At 32.0% G+C, this 19,781-nt stretch carries 18 protein-coding genes; 8 read left to right on the top strand and 10 right to left on the bottom strand.

All coding sequences use genetic code 11. The annotated features are described in order from the left end of the window. Window positions 1-58 precede the first annotated feature (58 nt). From kdsB to ABD730_RS10645, 5 genes are all read left to right on the top strand, one after another. A complete protein-coding gene (kdsB, locus tag ABD730_RS10665) occupies window positions 59-787 on the top strand; it encodes a 3-deoxy-manno-octulosonate cytidylyltransferase (protein ID WP_215925969.1) in 729 nt (242 codons plus the stop codon). After that, the gene (locus ABD730_RS10660) at window positions 778-1,482 is read left to right on the top strand and encodes an HAD family hydrolase (RefSeq protein WP_334466513.1); all 705 of its coding nucleotides are present in this window, start codon (window positions 778-780) and stop codon (window positions 1,480-1,482) included. The genes kdsB and ABD730_RS10660 overlap by 10 nt, the downstream gene beginning before the upstream one ends. Window positions 1,483-1,486: 4 nt before the next feature. After that, window positions 1,487-2,110 carry a CatA-like O-acetyltransferase gene (locus tag ABD730_RS10655; RefSeq protein ID WP_344714459.1) on the top strand — a complete coding sequence of 208 codons (624 nt, stop codon included), beginning with the start codon at window positions 1,487-1,489 and terminating at the stop codon, window positions 2,108-2,110. A 41-nt stretch (window positions 2,111-2,151) separates the two neighbouring features. Further along, the gene (locus ABD730_RS10650) at window positions 2,152-3,234 is read left to right on the top strand and encodes an iron-containing alcohol dehydrogenase family protein (protein ID WP_215925963.1); all 1,083 of its coding nucleotides are present in this window, start codon (window positions 2,152-2,154) and stop codon (window positions 3,232-3,234) included. A 115-nt stretch (window positions 3,235-3,349) separates the two neighbouring features. Next, the gene (locus ABD730_RS10645) at window positions 3,350-3,898 is read left to right on the top strand and encodes a 1-acyl-sn-glycerol-3-phosphate acyltransferase (protein WP_215925961.1); all 549 of its coding nucleotides are present in this window, start codon (window positions 3,350-3,352) and stop codon (window positions 3,896-3,898) included. Between the two features lie 115 nt (window positions 3,899-4,013). Here the strand turns inward: ABD730_RS10645 and ABD730_RS10640 are convergent, their stop codons facing one another. From ABD730_RS10640 to ABD730_RS10610, 7 genes are all read right to left on the bottom strand, one after another. Beyond that, window positions 4,014-4,487, bottom strand: a complete 474-nt coding sequence (locus ABD730_RS10640) for a nuclear transport factor 2 family protein (RefSeq protein WP_334466503.1) — start codon at window positions 4,485-4,487, stop codon at window positions 4,014-4,016. A gap of 254 nt (window positions 4,488-4,741) precedes the next feature. Then, window positions 4,742-5,908, bottom strand: a complete 1,167-nt coding sequence (locus ABD730_RS10635) for an ABC transporter permease (protein WP_344714456.1) — start codon at window positions 5,906-5,908, stop codon at window positions 4,742-4,744. Window positions 5,909-5,911: 3 nt separating this feature from the next. Next, window positions 5,912-6,871, bottom strand: a complete 960-nt coding sequence (locus ABD730_RS10630) for an HlyD family secretion protein (protein WP_344714454.1) — start codon at window positions 6,869-6,871, stop codon at window positions 5,912-5,914. A 17-nt stretch (window positions 6,872-6,888) separates the two neighbouring features. Then, a complete protein-coding gene (locus ABD730_RS10625) occupies window positions 6,889-8,262 on the bottom strand; it encodes a TolC family protein (protein WP_334466495.1) in 1,374 nt (457 codons plus the stop codon). An 89-nt stretch (window positions 8,263-8,351) separates the two neighbouring features. Further along, window positions 8,352-8,924: a Crp/Fnr family transcriptional regulator gene (locus ABD730_RS10620; protein ID WP_334466493.1), complete on the bottom strand. Its 573-nt coding sequence runs from the start codon at window positions 8,922-8,924 to the stop codon at window positions 8,352-8,354. A gap of 159 nt (window positions 8,925-9,083) precedes the next feature. Further along, the gene (locus tag ABD730_RS10615) at window positions 9,084-9,536 is read right to left on the bottom strand and encodes a hypothetical protein (RefSeq protein WP_344714450.1); all 453 of its coding nucleotides are present in this window, start codon (window positions 9,534-9,536) and stop codon (window positions 9,084-9,086) included. 47 nt (window positions 9,537-9,583) lie between these two features. Next, window positions 9,584-10,681 (bottom strand): heparan-alpha-glucosaminide N-acetyltransferase domain-containing protein, encoded by a 1,098-nt coding sequence (locus ABD730_RS10610; RefSeq protein WP_344714448.1) that lies wholly within the window; start codon window positions 10,679-10,681, stop codon window positions 9,584-9,586. Window positions 10,682-10,913: 232 nt separating this feature from the next. Between ABD730_RS10610 and ABD730_RS10605 the strand changes: the two genes are divergently transcribed. After that, window positions 10,914-12,296 (top strand): alanine/glycine:cation symporter family protein, encoded by a 1,383-nt coding sequence (locus ABD730_RS10605; RefSeq protein ID WP_334466479.1) that lies wholly within the window; start codon window positions 10,914-10,916, stop codon window positions 12,294-12,296. Window positions 12,297-12,363: 67 nt separating this feature from the next. Here the strand turns inward: ABD730_RS10605 and ABD730_RS10600 are convergent, their stop codons facing one another. The 3 genes from ABD730_RS10600 to ABD730_RS10590 form a co-directional block, all read right to left on the bottom strand. After that, complete coding sequence (locus ABD730_RS10600; protein ID WP_344714446.1) at window positions 12,364-14,532, bottom strand: hypothetical protein; 2,169 nt, start codon at window positions 14,530-14,532, stop codon at window positions 12,364-12,366. Window positions 14,533-14,597: 65 nt separating this feature from the next. After that, the gene (locus tag ABD730_RS10595; RefSeq protein ID WP_334466475.1) at window positions 14,598-16,526 is read right to left on the bottom strand and encodes a transglutaminase domain-containing protein; all 1,929 of its coding nucleotides are present in this window, start codon (window positions 16,524-16,526) and stop codon (window positions 14,598-14,600) included. 102 nt (window positions 16,527-16,628) lie between these two features. Further along, on the bottom strand, window positions 16,629-17,543 hold the full coding sequence (locus ABD730_RS10590) for an AraC family transcriptional regulator (protein ID WP_215925937.1): 915 nt from the start codon (window positions 17,541-17,543) through the stop codon (window positions 16,629-16,631). A 172-nt stretch (window positions 17,544-17,715) separates the two neighbouring features. Between ABD730_RS10590 and ABD730_RS10585 the strand changes: the two genes are divergently transcribed. Together ABD730_RS10585 and ABD730_RS10580 are read left to right on the top strand one after the other, a co-directional pair. Further along, window positions 17,716-19,215, top strand: a complete 1,500-nt coding sequence (locus ABD730_RS10585; RefSeq protein WP_334466472.1) for an aldehyde dehydrogenase family protein — start codon at window positions 17,716-17,718, stop codon at window positions 19,213-19,215. A gap of 69 nt (window positions 19,216-19,284) precedes the next feature. Then, the gene (locus ABD730_RS10580; protein WP_334466470.1) at window positions 19,285-19,647 is read left to right on the top strand and encodes a DUF779 domain-containing protein; all 363 of its coding nucleotides are present in this window, start codon (window positions 19,285-19,287) and stop codon (window positions 19,645-19,647) included. Window positions 19,648-19,781 lie beyond the last annotated feature (134 nt).

Here is a 19,781-nt window from a genome sequence, read left to right as displayed (position 1 = left end):
ATCAGCTTTTAAATCTTATTTTTGAAATTAAATACCTTCATTACATATATCTTATTAAATGAAAATTATATCCATGATTCCTGCACGTTATAGTGCGTCACGATTTCCAGGTAAATTGATGCAAAATTTAGCGGGGAAATCTGTAATTCTAAGAACTTATGAAGCCACGGTTGCCACGCAACTCTTTAGTGAAGTTTATGTGGTAACTGATAGTGATATTATTTTTAATGAGATTGTTAATAATGGCGGAAAAGCCATTATGAGTTTAAAAGAACACGAATCGGGAAGTGATAGAATTGCCGAAGCTGTTGCTAATATAGATTGTGATATTGTTATAAATGTACAAGGTGATGAACCGTTTACAGAGGGCGAAAGTTTAGCGAAAGTTATTGATGTGTTTAAGGATGATAAGGATAAAGAAATCGACTTAGCCTCTTTAATGGTAGAAATTGAGGATTTAGAAGAAATTAATAATCCCAATACCGTTAAAGTTATTGTAGATCAGCAAAATTTCGCTTTGTATTTTTCACGAAGTCCAATACCATTTCCAAGAGATAAAAATGTAGGTGCGCGTTACTTTAAGCACAAAGGTGTTTATGCCTTTAGAAAACAAGCGTTATTAGATTTTACGGTTTTACCAATGCAATTTTTAGAAGCTTCTGAAAAGATTGAATGTATCAGGTACCTAGAATATGGTAAGCGTATAAAAATGGTAGAAACTAAAATACAAGGAGTAGAAATTGATACACCTGAAGATTTAGAAAAAGCGAAACGTTTGTGGAAGTAAATTACAGTAACATAAAGGTAATTGGTTTTGATGCCGATGATACGCTTTGGGTGAATGAAACCTATTTTAGAGAAGCAGAAGAGAGAGTTGGTCTTTTATTGTCGCATTATGAAACACCAAACAAAATAGACCAAGAGCTTTTTAAGATGGAAATGAAAAATCTATCTATCTATGGTTATGGAGTTAAGGGCTTTATATTATCAATGATTGAATTGGCAGTAGAGTTGTCTAATGGTAAGGTGTCAAATACTATAATAGCCGAAATATTAGAGATAGGCAAGGATATGATTAATAAGCCTATTGAGCTGTTAGATGGAGTAGAAGATGTCCTTAAAACCTTATCTAAAGATTACAAGTTAATTGTTGCCACAAAAGGTGATTTATTAGACCAAGAACGAAAATTAGAGAAATCAGGATTGTTAAAGTATTTCCATCATATTGAAGTGTTAAGTGAAAAACAAGAGGTTAATTATAAGCAGTTATTAAAACGATTGGATATTGAGCCAGAAGCGTTTGTAATGGTTGGTAATTCATTAAAATCAGACATTTTACCTCTTGTAAAGATAGGTTCAAAAGCGATTCATGTGCCTTTTCATACCACATGGCAACATGAAAAAGTATCTAAACATGAATCTAATGGGGCAGAATATGAAACGGAGCATAGTTTAACCGAAATTTTAAAATATTTTAATTAAAAAATTGAAAATACTAGATAAGCATACATGGAATAGGCAAGCTCATTTTGAGTTCTTTAATACGTTTGTAGACCCTTATTTTGCGGTTACATTTAAAGTAGATGTCACAAATGCTTATGAGTTTTCACACGATAATGCAACATCTTTTTTTGTGACTTATTTACATGCCACAATGCAGGCCATAAATGATGTTGAAAATCTAAAATACAGAATAAATGAAGCTAACGAGGTTGTTATGTTTGATACCATTCATGCATCACCAACAATTTTAAGACCTAATAAAACATTTGGGTTCTCGTTTGTAAACTATGATAAAGATATTTTTAAATTTCAGAATAATTTTTTAAAAGAAAAAGAAAGAATATTTGGTTCTAATGATTTATTTCCACCTGTAAATTCAATGGATTGTGTGCATTGTTCATCTTTGCCATGGGTCAATTTTACAGGTCATAAAGAACCGTTTAAAGGAGATAAAGACTCTATACCAAAATTAGCGTTTAGCAGAATGGAACGTGTAGAGTCAAAAAAAGAAATGCAAGTCGCTATCAGTGTTAATCACGCCTTGGTAGATGGCTATCATATTGGACTATTTAATGAAAAATTACAATTTCATTTAAATAGTTATTAAATATAAACTAAGTTATTATTTTTGTTAAAGATATAAAGTAAATGATATTCAAAAATTATCCAATGGTGTCCAGAGTTGTTTTTGGACGAGGAAGTTTTAATCAACTCGATGAGATTCTCGCCCCAAAGCGCAAAGGAAGAAACGCACCATTTATATTTTATGTTGATGATGTCTTTAAAGGCAATCATTGGTTAACCTCTCGTATAACATTATCCTACAAGGATAAAATAATATATATACCTACCAAAGAGGAACCGAGAACAGATCAAATAGATCAGTTGGTAGAAGATATTATATTAGAATATAGTGAGCTGCCGTCAGGTATCATAGGTATTGGAGGAGGTACGGTTTTAGATATTGCAAAAGCAGTATCTTTAATGCTTACCAATAAAGGTGAATCTAAAGACTATCAAGGTTGGGATTTAATTAAACATCCTGCAATTTATCATGTAGGAATTCCAACAATCTCAGGAACAGGCGCAGAAGTGTCTAGGACTACAATTTTAACTGGTCCTGTTCGTAAACTTGGTATTAACAGTGATCACACCCCTTTTTACCAAGTGATATTAGATCCAGAATTAACTAAAGATGTTCCAAAAGATCAGTGGTTTTACACTGGTATGGATTGTTTTGTGCATTGTGTAGAGTCGCTTACAGGAACATATTTAAATGCATTTAGCCAAAGTTATGGCGAAAAAGCATATGAACTTTGTAAGGAAATATTTTTAGGAGACTCATTAAGTCCTGAAGAATCACAAGACAAATTAATGATGGCATCTTGGCATGGAGGTATGAGTATTGCCTATTCGCAAGTTGGTGTTGCACATGCTATGAGTTATGGTTTAGGTTACCTTTTAGGAGTAAAACATGGTATTGGAAATTGTATTGTATTTGATCATTTAGAAGAATATTATCCAGAAGGTGTTGCCATTTTTAAACAGATGAAAGCCAAACATAATATTAAATTACCACAAGGTATTTGTGCCGATTTAGAACAAGATCAGTTTGATATTATGATAGATGTTGCTTTGAGTTTAGAGCCACTATGGGAAAATGCCATTGGTAAGAACTGGAGAACGGTTATTACTAGAGAAAAGCTATTGGAGCTCTACAAAAAAATGTAATACCGATACGGCTTTAAGTGTATTCATTAAAATCATTTTAGTTTTTATTTAAAGTCAATTGTATCGGCATAACACTTTAAAAAATTATTAAATATTAATAAAATAATAGTGCTAGATGCGTTGGTTAGCTAAAATTATATATTTTAAAATCATGGGGTGGAAAGTGGTTGGTAATACCAACTTTTCTAAAGATACCATTAAGAAAGCTGTTATCATTGCTGCACCGCATACCAGTTGGGTCGATTTTTATTTGTCTCTGTTATTAAGGAGTGTAACACAAGTAAAAACTAATTTTGTTGGAAAAAAAGAGCTTTTTGTATGGCCATTTGGTTATTACTTTAGAGCAGTAGGTGGAAAAGCTTTAGATAGAACTTCTGGTCAAAATAAAGTAGAAACTATAGCTAAGTTATTTGAAGGAGAAGATGAGTTTAGGTTGGCATTATCACCAGAAGGGACTAGAAAAAAAGTCGAAAAATGGAAAACAGGATTTTACTATATCGCAAAAAAAGCCAATGTTCCAATTATAATGTACACTTTTGATTTTGAGAATAAACAGAATAAGGTGTCAGAACCATTTTATCCTACTGACAATATTGAGGCAGATTTTAAATATATGAAATCCTTTTTTAAAGGAGTTGTAGGAAAGGTAAAAGAATACAGCTAATGGACCGTAATTTAACGTTTTGGCATTAATTTTGAAGTGTTAAAAATAGCAATGAAACATAAAGTAAACTCCAAGTCCCTAAAAAGAAACATTGTCCCAAAAGCTATCTAATTCGTTAGATGGCTTTTTTATTTTTTATGTATTTATCTAAAGTATAATTGGTCTGGCTTTGAAGCTTGTTTTTAAAGAAGGTCATCCCTCCAAAGAAAAAACCTTTAATTCCCATAGCTTGTTTGGCCCATTTATGTAAATTGAATTTGTCTGTATGTTTAATTATCAAACCATCTTTAAATTCAAACTTAGCATCAATCTTATTATGTACTTTTCTTCCTGTTTTGCTAAAATTATAAATAGCTTCCCAGTGTGCAGAACCTGATTTGTCATTAGCTTTTATGGCTGAAAACTCAACGTTAAATCCTTTTCCGTTTTGCGATTCGCATAACATTAACCACATGGCTTTAGCACGTTCTCCTTTTAATGTTCCAAAGGCAGGATCTTCAAAAACGATGTCTTTATGATAACAAGATATCATGGTTGGGCCATCACAATTACTTAGAGCTGTATAAAATTTTTCAACGATGTGTTCCATAGGATTACAATTAGTTTAAAGAGGTGTAAAACCATTCCCTACAAAAGTACGTAAGTAGAATGCTATTAACTCATATTCTTTCATCAGAGTGAATTTAATTGTTATGCTAAAGAAAGATTATCTATAATGAGTTGGCCTTTTTTATGGTTAAGTAATTTGTTATAGTCTGTAGATTATCTCATAATACTTCAAAAACTATAATCAGCTATAAATTTACTACGGTTCTACTTTTAGGTTTTAATTCTGAGTAGTTTTTAAGCCATGTTTTGTTTTTTTACAGAGGTGTTAATTTTAAATTGAAGGAGTGCAATCATCGCAATAAAAGTGACAATAATTATTAATATTAACATTTTAATTTCCGAAGCTATAGCCGAAACATCTCCATCGTAAAAAGCAATTGTTCTAAAACCACTTAAGAACTGTGTCACAGGAATAAATTGTGCTATGCTAGTAATAAAATCTGGTATAGCTATCGTTGGCCATGTAAATCCGCTTAGTATAAATGCTGGTGTAGAAATAACCATTAATAACTCTGTAGCTTTTAGCTGACTTGGTATGGCAATAGAAAAGAGCATACCAATTCCCATAGAAGCTAGTGTTAATAATAGGGTTAAAATTAGCATTGGGATATTAAAAATAGCTGCTGTAATATTAAAATACGGAAAGAGCAGACTAACAAATAACCACATTATAGGAAGCATTATAAGAAATGGAGTGGCTTTTAACATAACATGATAAAATGAAGACTTGCTTTTTTTTGTTAAGGTAATAAAGTAGCCATCTTCAAAATCTCTAGAAAACACCAATGCCATTGCTAGGAAAATAACCTGTTGCATAATTGCAGCTAGTAAACCTGGTAGCATAAACGTAACATAGTTCCCTGTAGAATTGTAGAGCTTGTTAAAATTTATTTTAAAGCTTTCATAAGCTGCTTTTGCTTGTGTAGGATGCAGGCCTTGCTTTTTAAGTCCTTCGATTTCTATGCCTGCATTTAATGTCATTAAAACCGAACTTATATTTTTGCTTGCCGTGTTGGCATTTAAAATATTAGCCATATTAAGATCAATACGTACTTCAGGATGATTTTTCTGTAGAATATTTTTTTCAAAATCTGAAGGTAAGGTAATAACCGCAGCATATTGTTCTACAGGCATTTCGTTTATAATATTGACGTCAGAAGACCGTACATCTACAACAAGTAACACTTCATTATCTTCAAAAGCATCAATAATTTTATCTGTTGTTGGACTTTGATCTTGATCTATAATGACAACAGGTAAATCGACAACTTTTGCTTGTTGGTATACATAGCCAAATAAAATACCGTAGCCAATAGGTGCACCAAAAAAAATAGCAAGTAAAACACCATTTGAAAAAATGCGTTTAAACTCAATTTTAAGTAAGTTTATAAATGTTTTCATTACCTAATTTTTTATGAGCATGGTCGCATTACTGAAAAACTTTTGTTCAGAAACATCGGCTGTTGGTACAACTTTTAATTCGTATATAGACTCCGATAATTGGTACAGAGGTGCTGTACTTGTTATGTCTGCATACTGCGCCAATTGTTTTATAGCAACGATTTTAGCTGTGGTTTCTATTTTAGTGTATGGGTTAATTATGGTGAGGTGTTTTCCGACTTCAAAATCATAAATTTTTGATTCCGGAACTGTAAACCTGAAATACACACTTTCTGTTTTATAACCGTTGAATAAGGTAAATCCAGCCGTTAATAATTCGCCTTCTTCTAAACTAATAGTTTCTATAGACATCGTTGCAGGCGCAATGACATATTGTTCATTTGAAGCCGAAAGTACCTCTTCTTTTGCTCCAAGTGCTCGCTCTAATTGTCCTTTAGCTTGTTCTATTTGTTCAGTTCGTGTTCCTTTTTTTACTTCATCGCGTTTGGCTTCTAAACTAGCAACTTGAGCTTTTGCCATTTTTAATTTCATTTTTACTTCGTCAAATTGCTGTTGGCTAACTAAAGAGTCTTGATACATGTTTTGTAGCCTTTGGTAAGATTCTTGTGCAAACTCTAATTGGGCTTTTCCGGCTTCTAATTGACCTTCAATCTGATTTAATTGTTCGGATGTGGCACCATTATGAGCCATGCTTAATTGGCCTTGTGCTGCTGTAATTGCACCATTAGCTTGTAGTAGTTTAGCATTCACTTCAGGAATATTAAGCAAAGCTAAAGTATCTCCTTTTTTTACCGTTTGTCCTTCTTCAACATATATGGCATTAATACGTCCAGGTATTTTACTACTAACAGCAATGGTTTCAAATTTTACTTTTCCCCTTAAAGGTGTAATTGGGTCGTGCTTACACGATTGAAGGAGTAACAGTGTAAAAAAACTGAGGATGAAAGTTTTATAAGTGTTCATTGTATAGCGTTATTGAATTAATATGTAAGTATACCTTTAGCATGAAGCAGTTCTGTAACAGCTCTTCGCTCATTATAGAATGATTCTTGCAGTTTAAAATTGGCTTTTTCTACATCGTTTAAAGCATCGAGAACCTCATTGATTGAAGCCAAATTATTTTTGTATTGTTGATTAACTAAATTATAAGTTTCTTGAGCTAATTCAATTTCTTTTTCAACCACCTTAGTGTTTTCAATGGCAGCTTCGTAAGTTAATTGTGCTTTGGTAATACTTAAGGCAATTTTTTCGTTGGCATCATCAATCTGTTCTTTTAGTTTTTCACTTTCTAGTCGTGTTTTTTTACTTTTTAATCGTGATGAGTTACCATCAAAAACATGCCATTTAATACCTGCGCCTATAAACCATTTGGGATCTAATAAGGACAGATTATCTTCAATAAACTCATAATGGCCTTTAAGTGCAACCTTAGGTATAAAATTACTTTTTTCCATTTTTGCCTTATAGTTGGTGGCTTTTTCAGCTTCTTCTAAGGCCTTAATTTCATTTCGTTTTTTTGTGTCTGAAGCGGCGTTAAATGCAAACAATTGTAATTCTGGACTAAGTAATCGCAAGTTGGCTTTGGGTTCTCCTGTTAATTGATGAAGCACTTCTATTAATAGAGTGGTTTTATGTTCATAATCGATTTGTTTAGCTTTTAATTGTTGTTGGGCGAGTTCAATTTTTTTTCTGCTAATTGGTGTCGCTAAACCATTTTTAATGGCTTTTTTGACATAAAAAGTTTGCTCATTTAAATAGTTTTCTGTGGTGGTTAAAACTTTTTTTGAGGCTTTTACAAGTGCTAATTTATCGTAAGTTTCAATAATTTGTAAAGCGATTTTATCGGCTTCGGCTAGACCTACATAATGTAAAGAAGATTCTTTATGTTTACTTGCCTTAAGTGCATGGCTAGCTTCAAAACCACTGAATAATACCCAATCTAAGTCCACAGAGGATTTTAGGATATTCTTGTCCTGCAAGTTGGCGGCTTCCTGTAATGGAATATCTTCAGGAAAAGGCGAATTAAAAGGCAGACCTATAGCATCTTTAATAATAAGTTTTTGAGTTTCTATTAATAACGCTTTGGTGTCATCGTCAAAAGTAATGTCGTCATTTAAACGCGTATAGCTTCCGCTAAAGGTAATTCTAGGTAAGAAAACAGATTTTGCCATTTGTTGATCTACTTTGGCTTGTTCTGATTCAATACGATTACTTTTTATAGTGTGATTTTTTTGAAGTCCTTTGTGGATTAAATCATTTAAAATTGGGTCTAACTCTTGTGCCGAAATGACCGTTGGAGATATGCCAATAAGTGTAATGATGATACTATTTAGTATGACTTTTTTTAGGTTCATTTTGCATAGCTTTTAATTACTATACAAAGATATTAATGTATTCGGAATTTATTTTTGACTTATATCAAAAAGTGAGTGTATATGAGGTTTTAATGGCTAGCATCGTGGTTTCTAATACGACTTAAGGTTTCTTGTGCCATGCCTAAATAAGATGCTATATGACCTAGTGAAACTTGGTAGGCAATATCGGGAAATTCGGCTAGCATATAATCGTAGCGTTCTCTTGCGGTTTGAAATTGAATGGCATTGAGTTTATGAACAACATTGCTTAACATTTCGGTAATGACGAGTCGGCCCAATTTTTCCATTTTGGGATATTTTGAAAATAAGATTTCTAAGTTGTCTTTAGAGATGAAATATAAAACAGAATCTTCAAGAACTTCTAAGTAATATAAGCTAGGTTTTTTTTGAAAAAAACTATCAGCACTAGACATAAATTTACCATTTGAAAAAAACCATTGCGTAATGTCTTTTTGATTTTCGTTAAGGTAATAACTCCGGCACATACCTTGTTCTATAAAGTATAAGTATTTGCATACCTCACCTTCATGAACTAGAATTTCATTTTTAGAGACAGCTTTCGTTTTAAAATGATTTAGGATATCATTTAATTCATCTTCTGAAAATGGTACTAAAGCGGTAATAGCGTCGGTAAAACCCATAAATAGTATTTGCTTGTAATTTAAGAAAAGCTAAGCTAATTGAAATTTAGGCTACAAACAAATGAAATGAAACGGAGTGCTTTTAGCTTATATTCTTTTATTCGAATGAGATTTAATTGCCATAAAAGAGAAAGGTCATCCATAATGAGATGAGCTTCTTTATTCGATGATAATTGTATTTCTAAAACCGATGTCAGTCTGTTTGTTAAACAAAAACGTGTAATAACCAGCATCACCTTCTTGTCCTTGTATTGTCGTTTTTGCTCTACCGATTTCCAATTCAGATTTGTTATAAGCTTTAGCGATAACTTCCTTGTTAAAATCTGTATCAAACATGATATATAAGGTGAGTTTATTTTTATTGCTGCTAGATTGACTATCAATAACGTAAGCACCAGTTTTTATGCCGTTTTTTTGTAAGTCATTTGAAAGTATAATTTTACATTCCAATGTTTTGTCAACTCCTTCAGAAACACCTTCAAAAAACTCCGTGGCACTTTCTCCAACAACTTCACCACCTCTGTTTATTCCTTCTTTTGTTTTGTTGGCTATTCTGTCACAAGAGAAAAAGCTTAATAGAAGGATTAGAGTTGTTAATTGGTGAATTTTCATTTTGCTAACCATTTTTATAATTATAAAAATAAATAAACTAAAGGAATCTAACGTGTATATTTCTTAATTTTATCAATAATTTTCTGCAAATTAGAATAGACAAATTCATTAGTCTTAGCGTAATAAAACGAGATAAAACAAACTACAGAAAGAAATAGTACGGCACCAATAACAGCTTGCCAAGGTTCTAAAGTTTTGCCAATAAGTTGATGCAGTCCAAGACCTGTAAAACTACCATAAATGATGATAAAATGAATAACATAAATAGATAGCGTTTTTTGACCAATTTTTAGAATTAATGGTTGTTTGATGTAGTTTTCTGCTAAATAGAATAAAGAGAACAGAATTAGTACATTGCCTAGGCGAGTAAACAAATAATTATAATAAGCAACCTCTTTTAAAATTGAAATGTCTAAAGCGTAATATAGTCTCATTAATACTTCAGAAGACCCAAAAATGAGTGCAATTCCAAAGACGAAAAAACCAGAGACAATAGCTGTTTTAAATTTTGGGCGTTCGACGTAGCGATAAAATAATGTGGCTATAAAAGCACCAAAGGCTACATAACCAAACCAAGGTATTATGGTGAAAATAGAACCGTTAGCCTTAGATAAATAGTTTGATATTAATATAGGAACTTCAGGTAATTCTAAATAACGATACAAAGGTTCTGTTATAAAAATGGCCAAACCTAAAAGTAACATTATGATTGAAAATAGCAACGTTTTTTTTAAGGTGAGCTTATAGATGCATACAATGAGTATAAGTGATAGGCCAATGCATTGCAGTACGTCAATAACTAAAAAATAATTAGAGAATTTACCCATTAGCCATTCAAAAATAGGTGCACGCAACAAATAACCAATACTAATTAGCATTAAGCCTCGTATTATACCTTTGTGCATACGTTTTTTTATTGTTCCGTTTTGTTTAGCTCGTATCAATAAATATGAAAAAATAAGTCCCGAAATTGTAAAAAAGGTAGGTGCGGTAATTCCTCTAAAGTATTCCCAAACTTTAAACGCAGTATAATTATGGCTTCTGTATGAAGTTTCTAGCAGTGTATCTATAAAGTGCCCTTGTAGCATCATTAAGATAGCGAATGCCCTTACAGCATCTATAAAATATAAACGGTTTGCGCTCAAGTTAAAATTGGTTGGTATGCAAATGTACTATTTTAGAGTTGGAATAAAATACTGTGATACTTTTTTGGACTTGCGCTTAGCATTAAGATATTGTTTTATTTTAAAGGGCTATAGCCACTGATAAGTAAAGTTGGTGTTTTACTGTTTTAAAATCAGTAACTTACATTTCTGTTGTTAAATTAATTGTAAACATTATACCATAAATTCAAACCGTTTACTACATTTATCATCTATGGAATTTTTAAATCAACTACTCAGTGACTTTTCATCATTAGCTTGGGGTTTGCCTTTGCTTATTTTATTAATTGGTGGAGGTTTATATTTATTAATACGGTCTCACTTTTTACCTTTTCGGTATTTAGGTCACGCTTTGAATGTGCTTCGCGGAAAATATGATGATCCAAATGACCCTGGTGAAATTTCACATTTTCAGGCTTTAACAACAGCATTGTCGGCAACTGTTGGTATGGGAAATATTGCAGGTGTTGCTGTAGCCATATCTGTAGGCGGACCTGGTGCTGTGTTTTGGATGTGGATTAGCGCAGTGGTTGGTATGTCTACCAAATTTTTTACATCAACCTTAGCAATTATGTATAGAGGTAAGGATAGTGCTGGAGAAATTCAAGGTGGTCCAATGTATTTTATTATGGAAGGTTTAGGTAAATCTTGGAAACCTTTAGCTATATTTTTTAGTTTTTGTGGTCTTATAGGTGCTTTGCCTGTTTTTAATGTGAACCAATTGACGCAAGCCTTAAATGATATTTTATTAATTCCAAATGGAGTAGAAGTAGGGTTGAAATCTAACCTAATTATAGGTGCTGTTTTAATAAGTATTACATCTTTAGTTATTTTAGGTGGTATTAAGCGCATTGGAAACGTAGCGTCGCGTTTAGTGCCTAGTATGGTGGCTTTGTATTTTGTGTTGGTTATTGTTATTCTTGTGGCACATAGCGATGTGCTATTGTATTATTTAAAACTGATATTTACAGATGCTTTTGCCGCTAATTATTATCCAAAAGATGATACTTTTTTAGGAGGTGTTTTAGGAGCTTTAATTCTTCATGGTATTAAACGTGGAGCGTTCTCTAATGAAGCCGGAATTGGTACAGCGCCAATGGCACATGGAGCAGCAAAAACGGACGAGCCTATACGTGAAGGTTTGGTGGCAATGCTAGGACCTGCCATAGATACAATAATTGTATGTACACTAACGGCTTTGGCTATTTTGGTGACTGGAGTTTGGGAAACTACTTCTGATAATGGTGTTAGTCTTACGGCTTCTGCTTTTGCAGATGTAATGCCAAACTACGGTAAATACTTATTACTAATTTGTATTGCCGTTTTTAGTATGAGTTCATTATTCTCATATTCTTATTATGGAACTAAATGTATGTCCTTTCTTTTTGGAGCCGATAAAAAACATTATTATAATTACTTTTATATTTTAAGTATTCTTATTGGAGCGACTACAAGTTTAAGTATGATGATTAATCTCATTGATGGTGTGTTTGCTTTAATGGCAATTCCAACAATGGTTGCAACAATTCTTTTAGCACCAAGAGTAATTAAAGAATTGAAACGTTATATCAGTCAACTAAAACAAGATAAAAATTGAGTTAAAAAAACAACCTCTTATAATTGGAGATAAATTATAAGAGGTCGTTTAAATTGTTTCTAAAAAATTACTTTTTCTTCAGTAATATTTTTTCATTAGTAAACTGATTTGCTTCGTCTAAAAATGCTATCATTTTGCTCCAATTAGTGTTAGGTTCAAAATTGTGCTTGTATTGTTTAGAAGTGCTAATAATAAGTTGATTTCCTTCAACTTTAGCGCTACTTATAAAAGCTCCAGTTTCATTATCAATAGTTTTATTTAATTTATCTAAACCATTAACAGTGTAGCCTTCTGGAATGTTTAATGTAATGTTATAATTAAAACTTCTTGCATTAGTCGTATATATGTTTGAAGTACGTTGGCGTTCTTTTTCTTCAAGATCTATTTGACCTCCGATAAGTTTTCCTATTTCAAGAATATAGTTTGGACCTGCTTTTTTGATTAATGCATTTTTGATTTTAAAACTTTCAGTAAACTTTAGGTATGAATCTAAAGCGTAACGTCCTGTCTCATTAATCTCGTATGTGTAATCTTCAATGTCTTCAACTTGAAACTCTGCCTTGGCACTTTTTTCAAAGCGTTCCACTTGTTTTGCCTTAATTTTTTCGGCTAAAGCATCTAACTCTTTTTTATATCTAATTTTATCTTTTTTACGTTTAATAAGCTCTATAAATGATGCGGTTTCGTATTTCGCGTAATCTTCGGTAACGTAATCCGTAAACATTAAACGCTCATATTGTTCGTCTTTTTTAGAATGCCCTTTGTAACTGTTTACAGATGTAAGGTTCATTCCTGAGAAATCATCATTTAAACTAACGGTGATATCTTTTTTTGTTTCATTATCTAAATGTCTTGATACAGGAAGCTTTCCTTTTTCAATGACATCAATTCTATTTCTAGTTGGAGAAAGTAGGTAAACATCAGTACCTTCTATTAAAGGTGAAAACTCATTAATATTAGTGTGTATACTAAATAGCTCAGCATAAAGAGGGGTAGCGGTTTTTACTTTAATAAGTACGTTGACATTTTTTTCAATTAATAAATCGTCAATACTACCATCATAGCGTTTTTTAGCAACGACAATTTCATATTTAATTTTTTCACGTTTTAAGAATTCTGTGAAATGGCGTACAAATTGTTTCTGATTTTGAATAAACACAGGATTACCATAGTTCATAAACGGATAGCTCATGATTTCTGCATCCTTTACAATCATAGCTTCCACAAAACGTGTTAAGTAATAATGACGCATAAAATAATAAGCTTCAGTTACTTTTTCGGCATCATTTGCAAAGGTTTTCTTTTTAAAGAAGCGCTTAACATCTCCAACATCTCCGTCTGGTTTAAAGCGGTTGTCATAAAGTTCTAAAACTTCGTCTTTTGAAACAGATGTTTTAATAATATCTTCTTTTTCTGGTAAAAAGGCTAAGGCTCTATCTTCAAACTTCCCAGATCTTGCAAAATAGACCTGAAATTTATAAGATGGTAATTCTAAAAGTGGATAAGACCAACGAGTAGATTGAATTTTTTCAATATCTGAAGCGACAAGTTCATAACGTCTTATACTGCGTTTTTCTGTTGGAATTTCAGTTAACTTTGGCGCTCCATTAAAAGAGTTGAAATTGATAAAAAAATCATTTTCAGTTTCAAAAAATAGCTTAAAATCTACGACAGGATATTCCTCACCTAAATAAGTTTCAACGGGATTAAATCCAAAAGCATAAGTTGTTTTAAAGGGTTCTAATCGGTAAAAATAGTAATCAATAATATCTCCTATTTCTAAATTAGCAATAGCAACTTTGGTTTCACCATCAACTTCAACAGATTCTTCTTCAACATCAATCTCTATTTCAGTACCATTTGGTTTTACAATTTTTACACCAATATAATTGTTCCCTTTTTCTTTCCATGAAAAACGACCTTTATCTGATCTAAAACGTTTTTTAAATGCAAATTCTGAAAACTCTTCTACGGCAGCTTTGTCTAATAATTTTATACGTTGTCTTATAGAGCTTGTGTAGGTTACGTTTTTTCCAAATTTATGGAAATCGTAATTTTCGTTTTTGTATAGTATTACAGCAGATTCGTTAGTCCATTTTTGGGGTACTTCTGTAACATTTTTATATGTGTCGTTTGTTCCCCAAAAAAAGTCTTTTGCTGCTAATTCTTCTTTAGTTTGTGAAAAAATAGAAATAGAAAAAAATAATAGGAAAGCGGTTAGTCCTTTAATTTTCATGTGTTTTAATTTATTTAATTTTTAATATTACATGCCGTTGGTGTAAACATGTGCTTTTGGTGTCCTTAATTTTTAGTAAGGATTATTTGTTCTTGGTAAAGGGTGTTGAGATCTTTTATAAATGTATTCCACTCTTCAAAATCCTTAGTTTCGATTTTTGCATTCTTAATTTGGAATAGTTTTTTGTATGTCAACGTATTGTTTTCATTTTTAAAGCTTACGGATAAGTCGTAATTATTACTTGACACCTCAATGTCATTTGGAAGGTGAGTAACGCTATAGCCATTTGGAATTTTTAATTCTGTTGTAGATTCCAAATATTTTTTTGAACTGAATATAAAGTCCACATCACGTTCCTTTAATTCGTAATTACTAAATTCCTTATCCAAATCGAGATCTATGTATATAGAGTTGTCAAAGGTTGAAACGGCATTTTTTACCGTAAGATCATGGGAAATAGTAACGTTAAGTTCTCTGTTAGTTAAATCTGATGTGGTAATGTTGCTCACTTTTCTGTTGCTGTCAGCGCTACTTAAATAAGCTTCTAAGAATTCATCTTTTTTATCTGTTTTTAACTGATCAAAGTAGTATAAGAGACTAGATCTGCTTTCTCCATTAAATTCCTTTTTTACTTTACCAGTTAGTGTTTCGTTATCTAAAGTGAGTTGATAATTGTAGAATTCTTTATTAAAAGCAACATCGCTTGTTGGTACGTGTTTCAAAATAAAGGCATCGTTGTCTTCAATTAAAACTTGCTTGCCTTGAATACGGTCGGCGTATTCGCCAAGAGCATTAAATTTTTCTGTTCCATCTAAAAATAGGATGTCATCATCTTTAAACAAAGTACAAATCATGTGATTATCTACTGATAAATTTGGGGTAGAATAATCATAAGCAATATGTTTGGTGCCAATCCAAGTTAGTCGAGCATCAAAGCCTGCTTCAATTAGCATTTGCTTGGTTAAATTTGCCATGCCTTTACAGTCACCATATCTTTTGTTGAACACATTAGCTGCTTCGTCTGGTTTAAATCCAGCGATACCATCTTCAAAGGCGATATACCTAATGTTGTCTTGTACCCAATAATAAATATTTTTTATTTTTTCTTCGTCGGTTTTAGCATCTTTGGTTAGTTCTGTAACTTTAGATTTTAGATCTGTATTGTCGTTTTCTAAACTGTTTACCAGAGATTTATACCAATTATAAAGGTCTTGAGTAGAGTTAAATATTGGTTGAGTTTCACCTTTTTTGGTGTACGATTTTGCTAAGATTAATAAATGAGGATATACATAAGTTGGTCCTGGAGCATTTGAAACTTTATGCATTGCAGGTACATCTTTAAAAGTGTAAGTGTAAATTTTAGATTTGTTTTTTGAGTTGGGTGTTATGGTTTTTTCAATAGTATAACCTTCAAAGTTTAATTCTTTTAATTCAAGGTTTAACCAATCGGGAATTTCAACAGAAATCACCTTTTTTTCAATCGGATAAGAATCATTAAAATAGAGTTTGGTAAAATATTTAATGTCTTTGTAAGTCTTTAAAATATGAGTGCCGTAACGGTATCCTTGCAACGGAAAATCTACATTTGTAAATTTTACTCTAGAATCTACATGAAATAAATCGCTACTTATAGAGGCTTCATCTTTAATATAAAAACCAGCACTTTTGTTATTTTTATATAAGATTTCGAATTCTTCTATTGTAGATTGGTCATTATAAAAAGAATACTTCTGAATATCAGCACGAGAAATCATGTTTATCATTTTTTCTTTTAAATCATGATTAACCGTTACTTTTTTGTTTCTGCTATCAAAATCAAAGGTGACATAATCAGTACTTTCTTCGAGTGCTATCTCGTCGTCTTTGTGGTCAAATTTTTCTTTAAGAGCTTTGGCTTTAGCAATATCGGAAGCGTCTGGTTCTATTTTTCGTTGGCTATGGGATATGGAAATAAACAAGAGGATAGAAGCGCAGGCAAGTAGTTTTTTGATCATGTAAAAGGGGTGTCTAGAATGCTAATATAATTAACCATGCTAGAAATAAAAAGATAATTGCCTTAATATGTGATAATGTTTGCTAAAATTAAAATAGATGATCTATTTACTTATAGATGCTTTAAACTGATGAGGTGTCATCATTTCCATTTTTTTAAATTGTCGGTTAAAGTAACTGGTGTTGTTAAATCCCGATTTAAATGCAATTTCAGACATTCTTAAATTCTGAGATGTTTTGATGAGTTTTTTAGAAAATTTAATTTTTTCTGAATTGATATAATCAATGGGAGAGATGCCTAAAGTATTTTTAAACTGTTTGTGAAAATGAGAGGTGCTCATATAAGCTTTCTCTGCTAATTGGTCTACTGAGATGTCCTTATTGGTTAAATTTTCTTTAATGAATTTAATGACAGTCCCGATTCTAGTATCTGTAAAAATATGAGTGTCATTAGTAATTAGAGATTTGGCTTTGGTTTGAAGTAATCTTATAATTAATTCTTGAATCATTAAATCTAATAAGACATCTTTGGATTTATTAGTGTTTGTAAATGTGTAAGTTAGTCGTTCTATTAAATGGTTGACATCAACATTATTTATAAGGTGTGATGCAGATTCGTCTAAATCCCAATTATTGTTTTCATTTTCAATAGCCACATTGTGATTAAATTTTCCTACAACTTCTTCTATTTTAAAGGCATCAATTCCTAGAGCTAAGCATTGGGTTGGTTTGTTTTTAGTTGCGATAGGGAAATCAATGATCATTTCCTTATTAGTTGGCATTACAACAGATTCTCCAGGGAAAAAATCAAAAGCATCAAAACCTTCTAGGTGCATTACTTTTTTTCCGGTGAGCATACTTGCAATAATAGGGAAGTCAAATTTTAATGATACTTTTTCTGCTATAGCATGTGTTTCATAAATATTAAGCTCTGCGTATTCAGCATTATAAGTCGTTCTATTCTCTACTAAAGTAGTTAGTTTTCTATGGCTTTTATGTTGAGATAATAAGTTGCTCATATTCAATATTACAAAAAAATAGTCTTAAAAATTGTTAATAATAGATATGTTCAAAAATATAATAAATATGTTCAAGTTATTTGGAATATGATAAAATAACTTTATCAAAATTATTAAATAGTCAGTTTTTTGGCTATTAAAATTATAAACTAATAAATAAACACGTTAAGGTATGAGTTATTCTAAACCACAATTTAAAGAAAAGTATTTCAATTTTATTAATGGAAAATTTGTGCCACCCGTAGGTGGAGAATATTTTGAAAACACCTCTCCTGTAGATGGCACATTAATTGCAAAATATCCTAGATCGCAAAAGGAAGATATAGAAAATGCTGTTGATGCAGCAAATGCAGCTAAAGAGGCTTGGGGAAATACCTCAGCAACAGAACGTGCTACGCTTTTAAATAAAGTAGCAGATATTATTGAAGCTAATTTAGAAGAATTCGCTGTTGTTGAAACTTGTGATAATGGTAAGCCAATTCGTGAAACCTTAAATGCCGATATCCCTTTATCTGTAGATCATTGGCGTTATTTTGCAGCATGTATTAGGTCAGAAGAAGGCAGTGCTACAGAATTAGATCAGAACACTTTGTCTATGAATATTAAAGAGCCCTTAGGTGTGGTTGGTCAAATTATTCCATGGAACTTTCCTTTATTAATGTTATCGTGGAAATTACCTCCTGCTTTAGCAACTGGTAACTGTGTGGTTTTAAAACCTGCAGAACAAACTCCATCATCTGCAACATTGTTAATGGAGAAAATTGCAGATGTGTTTCCTCCAGGTGTATTAAATATTGTTCATGGTTTTGGACCAGAAGCCGGAAAGCCTTTAGCGTCGAGTTCTAAAGTGGATAAAGTGGCTTTTACAGGAGAAACTACAACTGGACAGTTAATTATGCAATATGCTTCTAAAAACTTAAATCCAGTGACCATGGAATTAGGTGGAAAGTCCCCAAATGTATTCTTTAATAGTGTAATGGATGAAGATGATGCCTTTTTAGATAAAGCTATTGAAGGAGCTGTTTTGTTTGCCTTTAATCAGGGTGAAGTTTGTACGTGTCCTTCTAGAATTTTAGTGCAAGAAGATATTTATGATGCGTTTATGGAGCGTGTTGTAGCAAGAACAGAGGCTATTGTGCAAACAAGTCCTTATGATGTGAATTCTATGGTTGGAGCACAAGCGTCTAATGATCAATATGAAAAAATACAATCTTATTTTGAAATTGGAAGAGAAGAAGGGGCTAAAGTTTTAACAGGTGGAGAAGCTAATAAATTAGAAGGTGATTTGGCTAACGGTTATTATATTAAGCCTACAATTTTAGAAGGTCACAATAAAATGCGTGTATTTCAAGAAGAAATTTTTGGTCCAGTGGTGTGTGTGACAAAGTTTAAAGATGAAGCTGAAGCTATAGAAATTGCAAATGATACGCTTTATGGCTTAGGAGCTGGAGTTTGGACACGTGATGCTCACCAATTATACCAAATACCAAGAGCGATTAAAGCAGGTCGTGTTTGGGTAAACTGTTATCATGCTTATCCTGCTCATGCACCATTTGGAGGCTATAAGAAATCTGGGTTTGGTAGAGAGAATCATTTAATGATGATGAGTCATTACAGACAAACCAAGAACATGTTAATTTCTTACGATAAGAACAAATTAGGCTTCTTTTAGAAGTTAATTAATAGCTGATTAAGGCTGGATTAATAGATGTAATTCAGCCTTTTTTTTATACCATAAATTATGAAACGAGTAGAAATAACAGATAAAGCTGCAGAGGTTGTAAGACAATTAAAAGCGAAACATGGTGAATTAATCTTTCATCAAAGTGGAGGTTGTTGTGATGGCTCTGCGCCAATGATTTTTGAAAAAGGAGACATGTATCTAGATGAAAGTGATATACGTTTAGGTGAAGTTGAAGGGGTTAGTTTTTATATGAATCAAGATCAGTTTGAATATTGGAAACATACCCACTTAACTGTAGACGTTACGGAAGGTAGAGGAGCGAGTTTTTCGTTAGAGATTCCTTTGGGACTCAGGTTTTTAATTCATTCGCGATTACTAACCGAAGAAGAGAACGCTTACTTTAATATGAAAGACGAATAACTTCAAGAATATATATCTAAAGAGTCCATATACTATGTATATGGGCTTTTTGTGTTTTCATAATTTTATTTCAAATTACAGCTAATATGATAAGTTTTAGGGTTTGTTTTTAATAAAAATGAAATATTTTAACT

Origin of the sequence: Winogradskyella damuponensis (genome assembly GCF_039538385.1) — a bacterium.
GTDB lineage: Bacteria > Bacteroidota > Bacteroidia > Flavobacteriales > Flavobacteriaceae > Winogradskyella > Winogradskyella damuponensis.
This window is presented reverse-complemented; position numbering and strand designations above follow the sequence as displayed.

Coding starts and splice junctions, on each gene's coding strand:
- kdsB (WP_215925969.1), top strand. CDS start 59: ATGAAAATTATATCCATGATTCCTGCACGTTATAGTGCGTCACGATTT.
- ABD730_RS10650 (WP_215925963.1), top strand. CDS start 2,152: ATGATATTCAAAAATTATCCAATGGTGTCCAGAGTTGTTTTTGGACGA.
- ABD730_RS10645 (WP_215925961.1), top strand. CDS start 3,350: ATGCGTTGGTTAGCTAAAATTATATATTTTAAAATCATGGGGTGGAAA.
- ABD730_RS10640 (WP_334466503.1), bottom strand. CDS start 4,487: ATGGAACACATCGTTGAAAAATTTTATACAGCTCTAAGTAATTGTGAT.
- ABD730_RS10635 (WP_344714456.1), bottom strand. CDS start 5,908: ATGAAAACATTTATAAACTTACTTAAAATTGAGTTTAAACGCATTTTT.
- ABD730_RS10630 (WP_344714454.1), bottom strand. CDS start 6,871: ATGAACACTTATAAAACTTTCATCCTCAGTTTTTTTACACTGTTACTC.
- ABD730_RS10625 (WP_334466495.1), bottom strand. CDS start 8,262: ATGAACCTAAAAAAAGTCATACTAAATAGTATCATCATTACACTTATT.
- ABD730_RS10620 (WP_334466493.1), bottom strand. CDS start 8,924: ATGGGTTTTACCGACGCTATTACCGCTTTAGTACCATTTTCAGAAGAT.
- ABD730_RS10615 (WP_344714450.1), bottom strand. CDS start 9,536: ATGAAAATTCACCAATTAACAACTCTAATCCTTCTATTAAGCTTTTTC.
- ABD730_RS10605 (WP_334466479.1), top strand. CDS start 10,914: ATGGAATTTTTAAATCAACTACTCAGTGACTTTTCATCATTAGCTTGG.
- ABD730_RS10600 (WP_344714446.1), bottom strand. CDS start 14,532: ATGAAAATTAAAGGACTAACCGCTTTCCTATTATTTTTTTCTATTTCT.
- ABD730_RS10595 (WP_334466475.1), bottom strand. CDS start 16,526: ATGATCAAAAAACTACTTGCCTGCGCTTCTATCCTCTTGTTTATTTCC.
- ABD730_RS10590 (WP_215925937.1), bottom strand. CDS start 17,543: ATGAGCAACTTATTATCTCAACATAAAAGCCATAGAAAACTAACTACT.
- ABD730_RS10585 (WP_334466472.1), top strand. CDS start 17,716: ATGAGTTATTCTAAACCACAATTTAAAGAAAAGTATTTCAATTTTATT.
- ABD730_RS10580 (WP_334466470.1), top strand. CDS start 19,285: ATGAAACGAGTAGAAATAACAGATAAAGCTGCAGAGGTTGTAAGACAA.